General features: G+C 65.4%; 14 protein-coding genes. 11 read left to right on the forward strand and 3 right to left on the reverse strand.

Going from position 1 to position 15773, the window contains the following annotated elements; translation table 11 throughout:
• Positions 1 to 9: 9 nt before the first annotated feature.
• From HMP06_RS14910 to HMP06_RS14925, 4 genes are all read left to right on the forward strand, one after another.
• Complete coding sequence (locus tag HMP06_RS14910; protein WP_176497779.1) at positions 10 to 693, forward strand: DUF2490 domain-containing protein; 684 nt, start codon at positions 10 to 12, stop codon at positions 691 to 693.
• Between the two features lie 90 nt (positions 694 to 783).
• Positions 784 to 2001 (forward strand): argininosuccinate synthase, encoded by a 1218-nt coding sequence (locus HMP06_RS14915; RefSeq protein ID WP_176497780.1) that lies wholly within the window; start codon positions 784 to 786, stop codon positions 1999 to 2001.
• Between the two features lie 243 nt (positions 2002 to 2244).
• A complete protein-coding gene (locus HMP06_RS14920; protein ID WP_176497781.1) occupies positions 2245 to 4005 on the forward strand; it encodes a hypothetical protein in 1761 nt (586 codons plus the stop codon).
• Between the two features lie 9 nt (positions 4006 to 4014).
• A complete protein-coding gene (locus HMP06_RS14925) occupies positions 4015 to 5658 on the forward strand; it encodes a hypothetical protein (protein WP_176497782.1) in 1644 nt (547 codons plus the stop codon).
• A 135-nt stretch (positions 5659 to 5793) separates the two neighbouring features.
• Here HMP06_RS14925 and HMP06_RS14930 read toward each other — a convergent pair whose 3' ends face one another.
• Entirely contained in the window at positions 5794 to 6147 is a 354-nt protein-coding gene (locus HMP06_RS14930; RefSeq protein WP_176497783.1) for a GntR family transcriptional regulator, read from the reverse strand.
• Between the two features lie 39 nt (positions 6148 to 6186).
• Entirely contained in the window at positions 6187 to 6765 is a 579-nt protein-coding gene (locus tag HMP06_RS14935) for a nitroreductase family protein (protein WP_176497784.1), read from the reverse strand.
• A 115-nt stretch (positions 6766 to 6880) separates the two neighbouring features.
• Between HMP06_RS14935 and HMP06_RS14940 the strand changes: the two genes are divergently transcribed.
• Positions 6881 to 8695 carry a peptide MFS transporter gene (locus HMP06_RS14940; protein ID WP_176497785.1) on the forward strand — a complete coding sequence of 605 codons (1815 nt, stop codon included), beginning with the start codon at positions 6881 to 6883 and terminating at the stop codon, positions 8693 to 8695.
• 11 nt (positions 8696 to 8706) lie between these two features.
• Positions 8707 to 9402, forward strand: coding sequence for an NnrU family protein (locus tag HMP06_RS14945; protein WP_176497786.1), 696 nt, complete (start codon positions 8707 to 8709; stop codon positions 9400 to 9402).
• Here HMP06_RS14945 and HMP06_RS14950 read toward each other — a convergent pair.
• The gene (locus tag HMP06_RS14950) at positions 9393 to 10682 is read right to left on the reverse strand and encodes a dicarboxylate/amino acid:cation symporter (RefSeq protein ID WP_176497787.1); all 1290 of its coding nucleotides are present in this window, start codon (positions 10680 to 10682) and stop codon (positions 9393 to 9395) included. The genes HMP06_RS14945 and HMP06_RS14950 overlap by 10 nt on opposite strands.
• Positions 10683 to 10754: 72 nt before the next feature.
• On the opposite strand from HMP06_RS14950, the gene glmM reads away from it, so the two are divergent.
• The 5 genes from glmM (at position 10755) to HMP06_RS14975 (ending at position 15765) form a co-directional block, all read left to right on the forward strand.
• Positions 10755 to 12095: a phosphoglucosamine mutase gene (gene glmM / locus HMP06_RS14955; protein WP_176497788.1), complete on the forward strand. Its 1341-nt coding sequence runs from the start codon at positions 10755 to 10757 to the stop codon at positions 12093 to 12095.
• Between the two features lie 133 nt (positions 12096 to 12228).
• Positions 12229 to 12453, forward strand: coding sequence for a DUF1272 domain-containing protein (locus HMP06_RS14960; RefSeq protein WP_176497789.1), 225 nt, complete (start codon positions 12229 to 12231; stop codon positions 12451 to 12453).
• Between the two features lie 136 nt (positions 12454 to 12589).
• The gene (locus tag HMP06_RS14965; protein WP_176497790.1) at positions 12590 to 13819 is read left to right on the forward strand and encodes a bifunctional hydroxymethylpyrimidine kinase/phosphomethylpyrimidine kinase; all 1230 of its coding nucleotides are present in this window, start codon (positions 12590 to 12592) and stop codon (positions 13817 to 13819) included.
• Entirely contained in the window at positions 13819 to 14478 is a 660-nt protein-coding gene (locus HMP06_RS14970; protein ID WP_176497791.1) for a ribonuclease HII, read from the forward strand. Before HMP06_RS14965 ends, HMP06_RS14970 begins: the two co-directional genes overlap by 1 nt.
• 144 nt (positions 14479 to 14622) lie before the next feature.
• The gene (locus HMP06_RS14975; protein ID WP_269473384.1) at positions 14623 to 15765 is read left to right on the forward strand and encodes a site-specific DNA-methyltransferase; all 1143 of its coding nucleotides are present in this window, start codon (positions 14623 to 14625) and stop codon (positions 15763 to 15765) included.
• The last annotated feature ends 8 nt before the right edge of the window (positions 15766 to 15773 follow it).

The following is a 15773-nucleotide window of genomic DNA, read 5'->3' on the forward strand; positions in this document are numbered from 1 at the left end:
AAGAATCGAATGACCGGATCGCATAGGGTAGCCGCTGCGGCGCTGACGCTGCTTGCCGCTTTTCCAACCCCCGCCTCCGCACAAGAGCAGGATGGCGAGGCGTGGGCGTCGTTCTGGGTCACGGCCCCGGTGTCGGGGAAGCTGCTCGGCTGGGTCGACCGGTCGCTGCGCGCCAGCGATCACGGCACCGATTCGCCGACCGTGCTGATCCGGCCACTGGTCGGTGTGCAGGCGACCAAGTCGCTCAGCCTGTGGGGCGGCTATACCTATGTCCTCACCAATCCCACCGGGCGCGCCGCCGTGCACGAGCATCGCGCGGTGCAACAGGCGATGTGGAACGTCGGCAAGGTCGCGGGCGGCACGTTGGTCTCGCGCACCCGGCTCGAACAGCGCTGGGTCGAGGGGCGGTCCGGGACCGGACACCGGCTACGCCAGATGTTCCGCTACGCGACGCCGATCGACCGACACAAGACGCAGTTCGTGCTGTCGAGCGAGACCTTCGTCGCGTTCAATTCCACCCCGTTCGGTCAGGCGGCGGGGTTCGATCAGGTGCGCAACTTCGTCGGTCTCAACGTCCCGCTCGCGCCGAAAGTCACCGCCGACATCGGCTATATGAACCGTTACATCCGCCGCCGCGGGGCGGAGGACCGGATGGACCATATCCTGCCGGTAACGCTGGTCGCCCGCTTCTGATCGTCGCCCGCGTGCGCATCCTTATTGTGCAGGCGGCGTTCGCGCCCTAGACGCGCTCGCGTTTCCTGTACGTCTCCGGAGCTGCCCGCCATGACCGAGTCCATCAATCGCGTCGTTCTCGCTTATTCGGGCGGGCTCGATACATCCGTCATCCTGAAATGGCTGCAGCAGACCTATAAATGCGAGGTCGTCACCTTTACCGCCGATCTCGGGCAGGGCGAAGAGCTTGAGCCCGCGCGGAAAAAGGCCGAGGCGGCAGGCGTAAAGCCCGAGCATATCTTCATCGACGATCTGCGCGAGGAATTCGTGTCGGAATACGTCTTCCCGATGATGCGCGCCAACGCGCTGTACGAGGGCCTGTACCTGCTCGGCACCTCGATCGCGCGGCCGCTGATTGCCAAGCGACAGATCGAAATCGCGCGGATGCTCAACGCCGATGCGGTCAGCCACGGCGCGACCGGCAAGGGCAATGATCAGGTCCGCTTCGAACTCGGTTATTACGCACTCGCGCCCGACATCAAGGTGATCGCACCGTGGCGCGAATGGGATTTGACCAGCCGCACCAAGCTGATCGAATTCGCCGAACAGCATCAGATTCCGGTGAGCAAGGACAAGCGCGGCGAAGCGCCGTTCTCGACCGACGCCAACATGCTGCACACCTCGTCCGAGGGCAAAGTGCTCGAGGATCCGTGGGATGAAGTCCCCGATTACGTCTATTCGCGCACTGTCAATCCAGAGGATGCACCGAACGAGCCGGAAACGATTACGATCGATTTCGAGGGCGGCGACGGCGTGGCGATCAACGGCGTCGGCATGTCGCCTGCGACCTTGCTCGAAACGCTCAACGAAATGGGCCGGCGTCACGGCATCGGGCGGCTCGATCTGGTCGAGAACCGCTTCGTCGGCATGAAATCGCGCGGCATGTATGAGACGCCGGGCGGCACGATTTATCATCTGGCGCATCGCGGGATCGAGCAATTGACGCTCGATCGCGGTGCCGCGCATTTGAAGGACGAACTCGCGCCGCGCTATGCCGAGCTGATCTATAACGGTTTCTGGTTCAGCCCCGAGCGCGAGATGCTGCAAGCCGCGATCGACCATAGCCAGGCCAAGGTCACGGGCACCGTCCGGCTGAAGCTCTACAAGGGTTCGGTCAACGTGACCGGGCGCAAATCGCCGTATTCGCTGTATTCGGAGAAGGTCGTGACGTTCGAAGACGATCAGGGCGCGTATGACCAGCGCGATGCGGCGGGCTTCATCAAATTGCAGGCGCTCCGCTTGCGGCTGCTCGGGCGGCGCGACCGGTAAGCGGGAGAGCGTAGTGAAGAACGGTGTCTGCTGCTTCTGTTCAAAGCCGGTCGACGAGATTGGCTTAGACCCGTGCACCCTTTCGATTACGACGAATGGGGAAGGGGGGCAGTCATGGCCTTGCCATGCCGCTTGCCATCTCGAGCGGCTCGGCGATCTCCCCTACGCTAAAGATTTATTCGAGGATACGACGGCAGGTACGGCCTAACCCCACCTTAACCCGCGCGCCGGTACATGTGTGGCATGGACCTCGACGACCTCCGCCGCACCCGGTTGGGCGACGTGCTGTGCGCGCTTGCGCTGGCCGTCGTGATGGCGGCGGGGTGGGCGTGGCGGGAATGGTCGGCGCTGTCGGCGTTGCGCTTGCCTGACACCGATGATGTCATGCGCCTCCAGCAAATCCGCGATTGGCTCGGCGGGCAACGTTTTGCCGATCTGTCGCAGCACCGGCTCGGCGCGGCCCCTGGCCTGGCGATGCACTGGTCGCGCCTGCCCGATCTGGTGCCGGGCGCGATCATCCGCTCCCTCACCCCGTTGATCGGTAGCCATTCTGCCGAACTTACGGCCGTGATCGTGTGGCCGACGTTGTTGTTCGCGGCCGCGCTGGCGCTGACTGCGCGGATCGCGCGCGTTCTGGGCGGCGCGCAGGTCGCGCGGACCGCGATCGTGGTCGCCGCGGTCGCGTTTCCCGTCACGACGATCTTCCTGCCCGGGCGGATCGATCATCACGGGCTTCAAATCGTACTGCTGTTGATCATCGTGCGCTCGCTTATCTCGCGCCCGGCGATGGAGCCGGGTTTGGCGGCGGGCCTCGCTGCTGCCGCAAGCCTCGTCGTCGGGATGGAAACCGCGCCGCTGATCGTCGCCGCTGGCGCCGCGATGACGCTCGAATGGCTGCGCGCGCGTCCCGGTGCTGATGACCGGATGATGGGCTTCGGAATCGGGGTCGGCATGGGGCTGCTCGCGGCGTCGATCGTGTTCCGCACCAACGGCTGGAATTACGCCGGATGCGACGGCTTTACGATGATCGCATGGCGCGCGGGAGTGATCGCGGCGTTCGCGCCGATGGGCATGGCGCTTGCCGCGCGCGACATCGCCCGGCCGCTCACGCGCGCCATACTTGGGGCGATCATCGCCGCGTTGATCGGGGTCGGGATGGTGCTGGTCGCGCCCGAGTGCCTGGCACCGTACGGCATGGTCGATCCGCTGCTGGCGCGGCTGTGGCTGGGCAAGGTCGGTGAGGCGCAGTCGCTGTTCGCCGCCCCGCTTGCCACGGCGATTGGCTATTGCGGCGTGATGGTGGCGGGTGTCGTGGCGAGTGCGTGGCGGCTCAAGGCGACAAGCGATCGCCGATGGGGGGGCTTGCTGATCGTCCAACTGGTGGCGCTGGCGTTGACCTGTGCGCAGCTGCGCGGGGCCTATGCCGGAGCGATCCTCGCGGCGCCCGGGCTTGCAGCGGTGATTGCCGCGGCGCGCGCGCGCGGATCGGTATGGCTGGCGAGCGCGTGGGTCGCCTCGGCCGGTATGCTCTATCCGATCGCCGCGCATGCGGTCGTGCCTGCCCCGTCGGTCCGTATGACGTCCGGCCCGGAACCCTCCGGGCAATCGCAAGGGGCCTGCACAGATCCGCACGCGCTGGCCGATCTCGCCGCCCTGCCGCCCGGGCGGTTGCTCGCGCCGCTCGATCTCGGGGCCTATGCGATCGGCGCTACGCACTTCGGTGTGGTCGGTGCGCCCTACCACCGCAACAATGACGGCAACCTCGCGGTCTATCGATTTTTCCTCGGCGCGCCGGTGGACGGTGCCGCGATCGCGCGCCATTGGGGCGTGCGCTATGTCGCGCTGTGCAGCGATGCCTTTGCCGATGCGCCGGCAGGGTCGGTCGCCGGCGCGCTGCGGAGCGGGGGTGGGCCGCGCTGGTTGACACCGGTCGGGCCGCGCAATCGCGCGCTTCGCATCTTCGCTGTCAAACCCGACTTGTTTCCGGAACCGCCCACGCGGTAAGAGCCGCAGATGAACGGGGCGGACATTCACAGATCGAACGCGGCAGACGGCGGCCCGCCACTGCATTGGTGGCAGACGCGGACCTTCGTCGCGGCCATGGCGCTGATCGCGATGGTGCCGCTGCTCCGCCCCGAAATTCCGCCGCTGGTCGATCTGCCGGGGCATATGGGGCGCTACCGCGTCCAACTATCGCACGATCAATATCCCTGGCTGCTCGACTGGTATAATTTCAACTGGCAGTTGATCGGCAATCTCGGGATCGACATCCTGATCATCCCGCTCGCCAAGCTGTTCGGACTGGAGCTGGCGGTCAAGCTGATCGTCATGACGATCCCCGCGCTGATGGTGACGGGCCTGCTGTGGATCGCGCGCGAGGTGCACGGTCGCATCCCGCCGACCGCGTTGTTCGCGCTGCCGCTGGCATACAGTTATCCGTTCCAGTTCGGCTTCGTGAATTTCGCGCTGGCGATGGCGATTGCGCTCAACGCCTTTGCGCTGTGGTTGCGGCTCGCCCGGCAGAAACGCTTCCGGCTGCGTGCGGCGATCTTCGTGCCGCTGTCGTGCGCGTTGTGGGTTTGCCACACCTTCGGCTGGGGTGTGCTCGGGGTGCTGGCCTTCTCGGGCGAGATGATCCGCCAGCATGACGCCCGGATCGATCGCGGGCCGGTCAGCTGGATCAAGGCGTGGGTCCGCGCCGGGCTCGGCTGTCTTCCGCTCGCCTTGCCGATCGTGCTGATGATCGCGTGGCGCAGCGGCGAACATGTCACCGGGCAGACTGCCGACTGGTTCAACTGGCGCGCCAAGATCGGCTATGCGACGATGGCGTTGCGCGATCGCTGGATGGCGTTCGACATGGCCTCGGTCGCGGCGCTGCTAGTGATCCTGTTCCGCGGCTTTCGCGATCCGAACGTCGAATATTCGCGCAATCTCGGGCTGTCGGCGCTGTTCCTGCTTGCCGTATACCTGCTGTTGCCGCGCATCGTGTTCGGATCGGCCTATGCCGACATGCGGCTCGTGCCCTTCGTCTTCGCGGTCGCGGTGATCGCGGTACGCGCCAAGCGCGGCCTGTCGATCCGCGGCAGTGCGACGCTGGCGGCGGTGGGTCTGGTCTTCTTCGTGGCCCGAATCGGCGCCGGCACGGCGAGTTACTGGATGTTCGCGAACGATTATGACCGCGAATTGAAGGCGCTCGATCATGTTCCCGTGGGCGCGAAGCTCGTCACTTTCATTGGCACGCAATGCGGCGCGCCGTGGACGATGAGCCGCCTCGAACACCTCCCCGCGATCGCGCTCGAACGCAAGATGGCCTATTCGAATGATCAATGGTCGATGGCCGGGGCGCAATTGCTGACCGCCAAATACCTTCCCGCGCGCCGTTTCGCGCATGATCCGTCGCAGATCGTGACCAGCGCGCAATGCCCGCGTGAATGGTGGCGCCCGATCAGCAAGGCGATGGCGCGCTTCCCGCGCGATGCGTTCGACTATGTCTGGCTAGTGCGCCCGCCGGCTTATGACCCGAAATTCAATCAGGGTCTGGTCGAAATCTGGCGCGATGGCACCAGCGTGCTGTTCCGCGTCGACCACAGCCAGCCCGGGATCGAGATCAGCGACGAGGAATTGAAGACTGCGCGGCCGCGACCGACGCCGTATTGAAGCGGTCGGCTTGACCGATCGAACGACCCTAAAACCGTTCGCCTTGAGCCTGTCGAAGGGCATCTCTTCACACGTTACGGCGCTCGCCGGACAGGGCCCTTCGACAAGCGCAGGGCGAACAGAGAGGGGCGGTCTTTACGCCGTCGCTTCGAGCAAATCCGCCACGTCGAGTCCGAGCAGATCGATATGCGCGGCGATGCGCGGCCAGCTCGTCTTGATGAAATGCTCGCGCTCGGCCGCGCGGAGCTGTTCGGCGGCACCCGGCAGCACGAACATGCCGACACCGCGTCGCACCTCGACGTAGCCGTCGTCCTGAAAGCTCTGATACGCCTTGGCCACGGTCAGCGGGTTGGCGCCATGTTCGGCGGCAAGCGCGCGGACCGAGGGGAGCTGGTCGCCGGCCCGAAATTCGCCCCGCAGGATCGCTGCGGATATCGTACCGCGCAGTTTGATGTAGACCGGGCTGTCTTCGCTGTTCAGGGCTGTCATGCTGCTATAATACAGCAATAGCCGATTCTGTCCAGTGCTTTACGGCTCATACCTTGTAATGATCGTGCTCATATCGGGACGCGGGCGTTCCTCTAATTGCTTTGCCGGTGTGCCGAGGAAAAAGAACCCGGCGATCCGTTCCGGTTCTGCGCCGAACGCATCGCGCACCGTGTCGGAATAGCTCGGCCAGCCGGTCAGCCAGCCACCGGCGAACCCCAGCGCAAGTGCCGCGTGCAGCACGTTCATGCACGCTGCCCCGACCGACAGCTGCTGCTCCCACAGCGGAATATGGCTGGTGGTGCGCGGTGAGAACAAGACCACCACCAGCGCAGGGGCCTGATGCGCGAACTGTTCCAGCGCGGCGATCTCGTTTGCCGCCGCCTGCGGGCGCTCGACGCGATACGCATCGGTGATCAGGGTCGCGAGCGCAGCGCGTTGATCGGCTTCGACGATCACGAAGCGCCACGGGGCGAGCTTGCCGTGATCGGGCACGCGCGCGGCGATTTCCAGGATGGTGGCGAGCTGCGCGGCATCGGGGCCCGGCGCGACCAGATCGCGGGGCTTGCCCGAGCGGCGCGTGGCGAGGAGCGAGAGCGGAGTGGAGGGGTCGTTGAGCATCGCTGCTCTGTAACGCGGGCGGAGAGATATTTACACACCCGCGATTGCCGCTAGTCTCGCCCGTAACCAACGGCGCCGCGTTCGATGGCGCCGAAAAAGATTCAAGGAGCAGTAAATGGTGGACACCCCGACCGCGGATACCCCGCGCGAGCCGGATATCACGCACGTCAATCCGGCGGCAGGCGAGACCTGGTTTGGGCACCCGCGGCAATTGGCGCGGCTGTTTTCGACCGAAGCGATGGAGCGGTTCGGCTATTACGGCATGCGCGCGCTGCTGACGCTCTATCTGGCGCAGCACTTCTTGTTCAGCGACACGACCACCACGGGCATCTACGGCGGCTTCACCGCCTTGGTGTACCTGACACCGCTGATCGGCGGATTGATGGCGGATCGGTTCCTGGGATCGAAACGATCGGTAAAGTTCGGTGCGATCCTGATGTCGCTCGGGTATCTCACCTTGTGCCTTGGCGGCGGCGAGGCGGCCCGCCCGTTCGCGATCATCGATGGCCAGCGCTACGACGTGACCGTGCAGGGTACGGGGGCGGCGCGGCAGCAATTCGTTCGGGAGGGCGGCCAGCAACTGCTGATCAAGGGCAATGACGACAAGACGGTCTCGCTGCTCGCGGCCGACGGCAACGAAGTGCGCAAGATTGCGGCGGGCCGTTTTGAGGCGGGCGGTGAGCGCGCGCCGATTACGGTCTTCCTGCTGTTGATCGGACTGGCCCTGGTCACGATCGGCAATGGTTTCTTCAAACCCAATATCTCGACAATGGTCGGCGCACTGTATGCACAGGGCGATCGACGGCGCGATGCCGGGTTCACGATTTTCTACATGGGCATCAATCTTGGCTCGTTGTTTTCGCAGATTCTGTGCCCGCTTCTCGCGGTGGGCATGGGCAGTTGGGGCGGCCTTGGCTGGTGGGCGGGGTTTGCGCTTGCTGCGGTTGGCATGATGATTTCGTGGCTGCTGATCCAGTTCGACGGGGGCAAGCTGGACGGGATCGGGGATCGCCCCGCCGACGCACCAACCAACCGCGACGTCTTCATCTATGCCGGTGCCATACTGATGATCCCCGTCGTCTGGTTCCTGTTCACGAACCTGATGAACTATGTGCCGCCTGCTGCGGGATCGGGCATCGTCGGCTATTTTCTGGGCTTGCCGGTCATGGGCAAGATCATGTTCGGCACCTTTCTGGTCAGCGTGCCCGGCATTCTAGGCTGGTCCTATTTCAAGGGATCGCGCGCGGAATTTCAGATGATGCTGGCGGCGATGGTGCTGATTACGTTCAACACCGTGTTCTGGACGCTGTTCGAACAGGCGGGGTCTTCGCTGACCCTGTTTGCTGATCGCAATACCGATCTGTCGGTGTTCGGCTGGTTTTCGATCTCCGCAGGGCAGACGCAGTTTTTCAACGCGCTGTTCATCGTCATGCTCGCGCCAGTGTTCAGCATCATGTGGAATGCCATGGCGGCGCGTGGGGTGGAACCGACGATCCCGATCAAGTTTGGCATCGCGCTGGTCAGTGTCGGGCTGGGCTTTCTGTTTCTGGTATGGGGATCGCAGTTTGCCGGTGCCGACTATAAGGTTGGTCTGTGGTGGCTGGCGGGGCTGTACCTGATCCACTCCATCGCCGAGCTGTGCATTTCGCCGGTTGGCCTGTCGATGATCACAAAGCTGTCGATCGCGCGGATCGTGGGGCTGATGATGGGCGTCTGGTTCCTGTCGATCGCCGTCGCACAATATGTCGCCGGCATCGTCGCGCAGTTCGCCAGCGTTGAAACGGTGGGCGGACAAGTGACCAACCTCAAGGTCAGCCTGGATACCTATGTCGGCGTGTTCACCACGATTTCCGAAATCGCGATCGTGCTCGGCATCATTCTGCTAGGCCTGTCCTGGCCGCTCAAGAAGTGGATGCACGGCATCAAATAAGGGGACGGTAGATGGACGACACGACTCAGGTAGCGATCGCCGCCGCGGCGTTCGTTGGCACGCATTTCCTGCTGTCACACCCCTTGCGTGCGCCCTTGGTGAAGGCGCTCGGACCGGGCGGGTTTATGGGCGTCTATGTGCTGGTCGCCTTCGCCACGCTCGGCTGGCTGGCGCATGTCTATCAGGCATCGCCCGCCACCGCGCCGCTATGGACAGCAGGTGAGGGCATCTGGGGTCCGGTGACCTTGGTCATGCTGGTCGCGAGCGTGCTGCTGGTCGGCTCGCTGATCGGCAATCCCGCTTTGCCCGGCCCGCCGGGTCAGCCGACCCCTGCGGTGGCGAAGGGCGTCTTCGCGATCACGCGTCACCCGATGATGTGGGCGTTCGCGCTTTGGGGGCTGTGCCACATAGCGGTCTATCCGATCGCCGCGAACATCGTGGTGTCGGTCGCGATCATCATCCTCGCTCTGGTCGGCGCGCGGCTTCAGGACGCCAAGAAGGAAGCGCTGCAGGGCGAGACGTGGCGCGCGTGGGAAGCGAAGACGAGCTACTGGCCGTTCGCGGCAATCGCGCAGCGCCGCGCCAAATTCGGCGGCTTCCGCCCGCACGATATCGCCGGCGGCGTCGTGATCTGGCTCGCCGCCACCTGGGCGCATATCCCGATCGCCGGGGTGGCGGCGGGCGTGTGGCGCTGGATCTACGGCTGAGGCGCGTCGCTTAGCAGGGCATCGGCGGCGGTGAGCTCGGCCGGGTCGCTGCGCGCAGCCACCGTGAGCGTCACCGCCATGTCGAAGACCACGTTGCCGACGGTGCGGAAGATGTCGGGGATCGTCTCGACCGCGACGAGCAGCCCGAGCGGGGCGAGCGGTACGCCCAGCGTAACCGCAATCGGCGAAATCGCCCCGACAAAGCTGATTTGCCCTGGCAGGCTGACCGATCCGAGCGAGGTCAGCACGGCAACGAAGGTCGCGGCGGAGAGCGTCGCGAAGGTCAGCGGCACGCCGAACCAGCCCGCAACATAGATCGCAACGGCCAGATTCATCGCAGGTCCGGTCGCGCGCAGCATCGCGACGCACAGCGGCAGGACGACGCCCGAGGTCGCGACCGGCACGCCCATCGCCTCGGTTGCCTTCAGCATCGCGGGCATACTGGCGAGCGAGGATTGCGTGCTGAACGCCACCGCCAGTGCCGGACTCGTTTCCCGCAGGAACCGCCCCAGCGCGACGCGCCCGCCCCATACCGCCAGCGGCAAAGCGAGCAAGCTGACCGCGACGCCGACCGACGACACGGTGACGATGTAGTGCAACAACGCGCCGACCGCCGCCGTCCCGGTCTTCGCCGCCACCGTCAGCGCGAGCGCGAACACGCCGACCGGCGCGATCCAGATGATCCAGCCGATCATCACCAGCATCGTATCGCGGATCGCGCCGAACACTGCCGTCAGCGTCTCGCGCGCGGCTTGGTCGATCCGGGTGAGCGCAAAGGCAAACAGCAGCCCGAACAGGATTAGCGACAGAAACGCGCCATTCGACGCGGCGGCAAAGACGTTGCTCGGCACCATGCTCGCCATGAAGTCGCCCAGCGGCGGGACCGGCCCGGCCGGGGCGACATCGGCCAGCGCCCCGCGCAGGGCCGTGGCGGATTCGGCGGGCATGGGCGCAAAATCGAGGAACAGCGGCGTCAGGATCGCGGCGCTGACCGCGCTCGCCACCATGATCGTCAGGATCACCGCGATGCCGCGCGCCGCCACCGCGCCGCTGCGCGCGGCCTCGGCCGTGGCGGCGATGCCGGTGACGAGCAGCGAGAAGACCAACGGGATCACCGTCATCTGCAAGGCGTTGAGCCAGGCCGTGCCGATCGGCTGCGCGACCGCCGCCACGCCCGGTACCGCCGCCGGGCTCCACGCCGCGAGCGCGACGCCGAGCACCAGCCCGGCGACCAGCGCGCCGAGAATTCGGGTCGATGGAGAGTTCAAGCTTCGCGACATACTCGCCCTTCTTGATATGCGGCGCTATCACGCCCTTCAAAGCAAACGGCATAACCGAACGGACGGGTGCGAATGGCAAGAAAATATTTCGGCACCGATGGGATTCGTGGCCTCACCAACAAAAGCCCGATGACCGCCGCGATGGCGATGCAGGTCGGGATGGCGGCGGGCGCACACTTCCGCCGCGGCGACCACAAGCATCGCGTGGTGATCGGCAAGGACACGCGCCTGTCGGGCTATATGCTCGAATCGGCGATGGTCGCGGGGTTCACCTCGGTCGGCATGGACGTGGTGCTGCTCGGCCCGATGCCGACCCCGGCGGTCGCGATGCTGACGCAATCGATGCGCGCCGATTTGGGCGTGATGATCTCGGCCAGCCACAATCCGTTTTTCGACAATGGCATCAAATTGTTCGGGCCCGACGGCTACAAATTGTCCGACGCCGATGAAGCCGCGATCGAGGCGTTGATCGAGAGCGACATCGCGCTCAGCCCCGCCGCCGAAATCGGCCGCGCGCGCCGCGTCGACGATGCGCAGGGGCGCTATATCCATTTCGCCAAATCGACCTTTCCGGAGGATCTGCGGCTCGACGGAATGCGCATCGTCGTCGATTGCGCGAACGGCGCATCGTACCGCGTCGCGCCGACCGCGCTGTGGGAATTGGGCGCCGATGTGGTCGCGATCGGGGTCAGCCCGAACGGCAAGAACATCAATGACGGCGTCGGATCGACCGCGCCCGCCTTGTTGTGCGAGACGGTGGTCGCGAGCGGCGCGCAGCTCGGCATCGCGCTCGACGGCGATGCCGACCGGCTGATCGTGGTGGATGAAAAAGGCCATGTCGTCGATGGCGACCAGTTGATGGCGACGATCGCCAGCGGCTGGGCGCGCAGCGGGCGGCTCAAGAATGGCGGGCTCGTCGCGACCGTCATGTCAAACCTCGGGCTGGAGCGGCATCTCGCGGCGCAGGGCATCGGGCTGGTGCGCACCGCGGTGGGCGACCGCCACGTGCTCGAGGCGATGCGCGCGCAGGGTTACAACGTTGGCGGCGAGCAATCGGGGCACATCATCCTGTCGGATTATGCGACGACCGGCGACGGGCTGGTCGCTGCGCTCCAGATTCTGGCGGAGCTGGTATGGGCGGGCGCACCGGCCAGCGAGTTGCTCCATCGCTTCGAGCCCCTGCCGCAGCTCTTGAAGAACGTCCGTTTCTCCGGCGGCAAGCCGCTCGACGCCGACGCCGTCAAGGCGGTGATCGCCGAAGCCGAAGCCGAGCTGAAGGGCAAGGGCCGCCTGGTGATCCGTCCCTCGGGCACCGAACCCGTCATCCGCGTGATGGCCGAAGGCGACGATCCGGCGCAGGTGGAGGCGGTGGTCGATCGGATTTGCGACGCGGTGCGCGTGGCGGCGGGGTGACTTCTTCCTCCCCTCTCGCTAGCGGGAGGGGATCAAGGGGTGGGCGCGCGCTTTCAAAGCAGCGGACCGCTTGTTGGGAGCGCGAGCCCACCCCCAGCCCCTCCCGCGGGCGGGAGAGGAGAAAGGACATCTCATGCTAGAAATGCGCCCCGATTGCGAACGCTGCGGCACCGATCTCCCCGCCGACGAAGCGGGCGCCTTCATCTGTTCGTTCGAATGCACCTTCTGCGCCGAATGCGCTGAAAAGCTCGACGACAAATGCCCCAATTGCGGCGGCGAATTGATGGACCGGCCTGCGCGGGTGGATGACGCGCTGGAGCGCCATCCGGCGAGCACAGTGCGCAAATTCAAGGGCTGAGCCACCTGTCCTACACCGCCGAAGCGTGTCAGACTCGTCTGGTGCCTGTGTCTATTCTCCACCCGCCCGCGCGCCGCGACTGCCGCCCGAACAAGGGCCGCGATGGTGTGACTCGTGTGACTTTAAGGGCTGACCGGTGACGCCGCGCATCCTCATCATCGCTGGCTCTGATTCGGGCGGCGGCGCGGGCATTCAGGCCGACATCAAGACCGTCACGATGCTCGGCGGCCACGCCATGACCGCGATCACCGCGATCACCGCGCAGAATACGCTCGGCGTTCAGGCGGTGATGCCGGTGCCGACCGACATGGTGATCGCGCAAATCGAATCGTGCGTGTCGGACATCGGCGTGGATGCGGTGAAGATCGGAATGATCGGATCGGCCGAGACGGCGCATGCCGTGGCGGATGTGCTGGAGCGGCTTCCTGCTAGGGGCTTACGTTTGCCGATCGTGTTCGACCCCGTCATGGTCGCGACGAGCGGCGATGTGCTGGCCGATGCCGACACGATCGCGGCGTTCGAACGGCTGATGCGAACCGCCACGGTGGTCACGCCCAATCTGCCGGAGCTGGCAGCACTCCTCTCCTCCTGTCGCCCTGAGCCCGTCGCAGGGCGCCGCGCCGCGCGCGCGCCGCTCATGGCGGGCGCTGCTTCGACAAGCGCAGCACGAATGGGGCAGGTGGCCGCCGATCTCGCCCAAGCGTTCGGCACCACCGTCCTGATCAAGGGCGGTCACGGCGACGGCGACACCCTCACCGATCGGCTGATCGATGAAACCGGCGAGATTGCCCATTGGACGTCCCCCCGGATCGACTCGACCTCGACCCATGGCACCGGTTGTACGCTCGCCTCGGCCATCGCCACCTTCCTTGCGGCGGGGCTGCCGCTGCCCGCCGCCATCGCCCGCGCGCGCCAGTTCGTCCGGCTCGCGCTTAAAGACGCGCCCGGCCTCGGTGGCGGGCATGGCCCGATGGGACATCAATCGGTCCGGCTCGATCTCGGACCGGAACTGCGGTTCAATCAGGTAACGCTCGGCTGTACCGACTATGCCGCCGCGCGCGATTTCTACCGGGCGCTCGGCCTGAAACAGGTCGTCGACAGCCCCGATCATTATGCCCGGTTCGAGGCCCCCGGCGGGGCAACGCTGTCGATCGAACAGGGTGCGGCGGCGGCGGTGTTCCTCGAATGCACCGATCTCGACGCCGAAGTCGCGCGGTTGCAGGCGGCCGGACTGGTGTTCGAACATCTGCCGATCGACCAGGAGTGGCTGTGGCGCGAGGCGCGGCTGCGCGATCCGGCGGGCAACATGCTGTGCCTGTATCAGGCTGGTGCGAATCGCCGCTATCCGCCGTGGCGGATCGACTGATGGCCAGCCCCAGACCCTCGCTCCGCCACGAAAAGCTCTGCCTCGCCCCCGTCGCCGGGGTTGACGAAGCCGGGCGCGGGCCTCTCGCCGGGCCGGTGGTGGCCGCCGCCGTAATCCTGCCCGCGCGCGGTATCCCGCGCGGCATCAACGATTCGAAGAAGTTGCCCGCCGCTGAACGCTTGCGGCTGTACGACCGGCTCCGCGGCTGCGCGCTGGTCGGCATCGGCGTGGTCGAGGCGGACGAGATCGATAGGCTCAACATCTATTGGGCGACGATGAAGGCGATGACGCTGGCGGTGGAGGCGCTGGTCGGGGTGGCGGGCTGCGCGCCGGGGCATGTGCTGGTCGATGGCAATCGCCTGCCCAAATGGGGTTTCGACGCGACGCCGATCGTGAAGGGCGATGCGATCAGCCTGTCGATCGCCGCCGCCTCGATCATCGCCAAGCATACCCGTGACACGATCATGCTGGCCCATGCCGAGGCCTATCCGTACTATGGCTGGCACGCGAACAAGGGCTATGGCGCGCCCGATCACCTCCGCGCGTTGCGCGATCACGGCCCGTGCCCGCTCCACCGCCGCAGTTTTCGGCCCGTCGCGGAGGCTTTCGCGAAATCCGAGTCTTTTGCGTCACACCCCAGCGGTTGCGCCTGTGGATAAGTCGGGACTCAACATCTGGTCGGCTTCCCGAAATGTTCCGCCTGGTTAACCATTTGTCAGGGTTTTTCGTTAACCAATGTTTGCTTGACGCGGAGTCTGCCATCCGCAGGGATGCGCGCCACGAAGACGAATGGGGCGATGACGATGGGGGTTTTGGAAAAGATCAGGCGGGCGGAGGCGAAGGCGGTCGCGACCCCGGTCGTGGCACCTGCGGCCTTGCCGCTCGACCAGATCCTGCGCGGCGACTGTATCGCCATGATGCGGGCACTCCCTGCCAAATCGGTCGACCTGATCTTCGCCGACCCCCCTTACAACCTGCAACTCGGCGGCGATCTGTCGCGGCCCGACGGCAGCCATGTCGATGCCGTTACCGACGAATGGGACAAGTTCGATTCGCTCTCGGCCTATGACAAATTCACCCGCGAATGGCTGTTCGAGGCGAAGCGCATCTTGAAGGACAATGGCGCGATCTGGGTGATCGGCAGCTATCACAACATCTTCAAGGTCGGCTCGGCGATCCAGGATCTGGGCTATTGGATCCTCAACGACATCGTCTGGCGCAAGTCGAACCCGATGCCCAATTTCAAGGGCACGCGCTTCACCAACGCGCATGAAACGCTGATCTGGGCGTCGATGGGCGAGAAGGCCAAATACACCTTCAACTATCGCAGCATGAAGACGCTCAACGACGAATTGCAGATGCGTAGCGACTGGGAATTCCCGGTCTGCGGCGGGCCGGAGCGGCTGAAGAAGGACGGCGTGAAGGTCCACCCGACGCAAAAGCCCGAGGCCTTGATCTATCGCATCCTGCTGGCCTGTACCAAGCCCGGCGACGTGGTGCTCGACCCGTTCTTCGGCACCGGCACGACCGGTGCGGTCGCCAAGCGGCTCGGGCGGCATTGGATCGGGATCGAGCGCGAGGCGGATTATATCGCGGCGGCCGAGGAGCGGATCGAAGCGGCGCTGCCGCTCGACGAATCGGCGCTGAAGACGATGCAAAGCCCCAAGTCCGCGCCGAAAGTGGCGTTCGGGGTCCTGGTCGAAAATGGCTATCTTACCGCCGGCCACGTGCTGTGCGACGCCAAGCGCAAGCATCGTGCGCTGGTCCGCGCCGATGGCAGTTTGGAGAGCGTCTGCGGGCAAATGGGCTCGATCCACAAACTCGGGTCGCTGTTGCAGAACGCGCCAGCCTGCAACGGCTGGACCTTCTGGCATCACGAGACGCCCGAGGGGCTGAAGCCGATCGACACGCTGCGGCAGACGTACTTGCTGGCGACGCAGATTTAGACGCGCCG

The organism is Sphingomonas sp. HMP6 (assembly GCF_013374095.1).
In the GTDB taxonomy this organism is placed as follows: Bacteria; Pseudomonadota; Alphaproteobacteria; order Sphingomonadales; family Sphingomonadaceae; genus Sphingomonas.

Excerpts from the sequence above, each read along its gene's own strand:
- glmM (WP_176497788.1), top strand. The coding sequence starts at position 10,755 with ATGGCAAGAAAATATTTCGGCACCGATGGGATTCGTGGCCTCACCAAC.
- HMP06_RS14910 (WP_176497779.1), top strand. The coding sequence starts at position 10 with ATGACCGGATCGCATAGGGTAGCCGCTGCGGCGCTGACGCTGCTTGCC.
- HMP06_RS14975 (WP_269473384.1), top strand. The coding sequence starts at position 14,623 with ATGGGGGTTTTGGAAAAGATCAGGCGGGCGGAGGCGAAGGCGGTCGCG.
- HMP06_RS14925 (WP_176497782.1), top strand. The coding sequence starts at position 4,015 with ATGAACGGGGCGGACATTCACAGATCGAACGCGGCAGACGGCGGCCCG.
- HMP06_RS14935 (WP_176497784.1), bottom strand. The coding sequence starts at position 6,765 with ATGCTCAACGACCCCTCCACTCCGCTCTCGCTCCTCGCCACGCGCCGC.
- HMP06_RS14970 (WP_176497791.1), top strand. The coding sequence starts at position 13,819 with ATGGCCAGCCCCAGACCCTCGCTCCGCCACGAAAAGCTCTGCCTCGCC.
- HMP06_RS14915 (WP_176497780.1), top strand. The coding sequence starts at position 784 with ATGACCGAGTCCATCAATCGCGTCGTTCTCGCTTATTCGGGCGGGCTC.
- HMP06_RS14960 (WP_176497789.1), top strand. The coding sequence starts at position 12,229 with ATGCTAGAAATGCGCCCCGATTGCGAACGCTGCGGCACCGATCTCCCC.
- HMP06_RS14950 (WP_176497787.1), bottom strand. The coding sequence starts at position 10,682 with ATGTCGCGAAGCTTGAACTCTCCATCGACCCGAATTCTCGGCGCGCTG.
- HMP06_RS14920 (WP_176497781.1), top strand. The coding sequence starts at position 2,245 with ATGGACCTCGACGACCTCCGCCGCACCCGGTTGGGCGACGTGCTGTGC.
- HMP06_RS14945 (WP_176497786.1), top strand. The coding sequence starts at position 8,707 with ATGGACGACACGACTCAGGTAGCGATCGCCGCCGCGGCGTTCGTTGGC.
- HMP06_RS14930 (WP_176497783.1), bottom strand. The coding sequence starts at position 6,147 with ATGACAGCCCTGAACAGCGAAGACAGCCCGGTCTACATCAAACTGCGC.
- HMP06_RS14940 (WP_176497785.1), top strand. The coding sequence starts at position 6,881 with ATGGTGGACACCCCGACCGCGGATACCCCGCGCGAGCCGGATATCACG.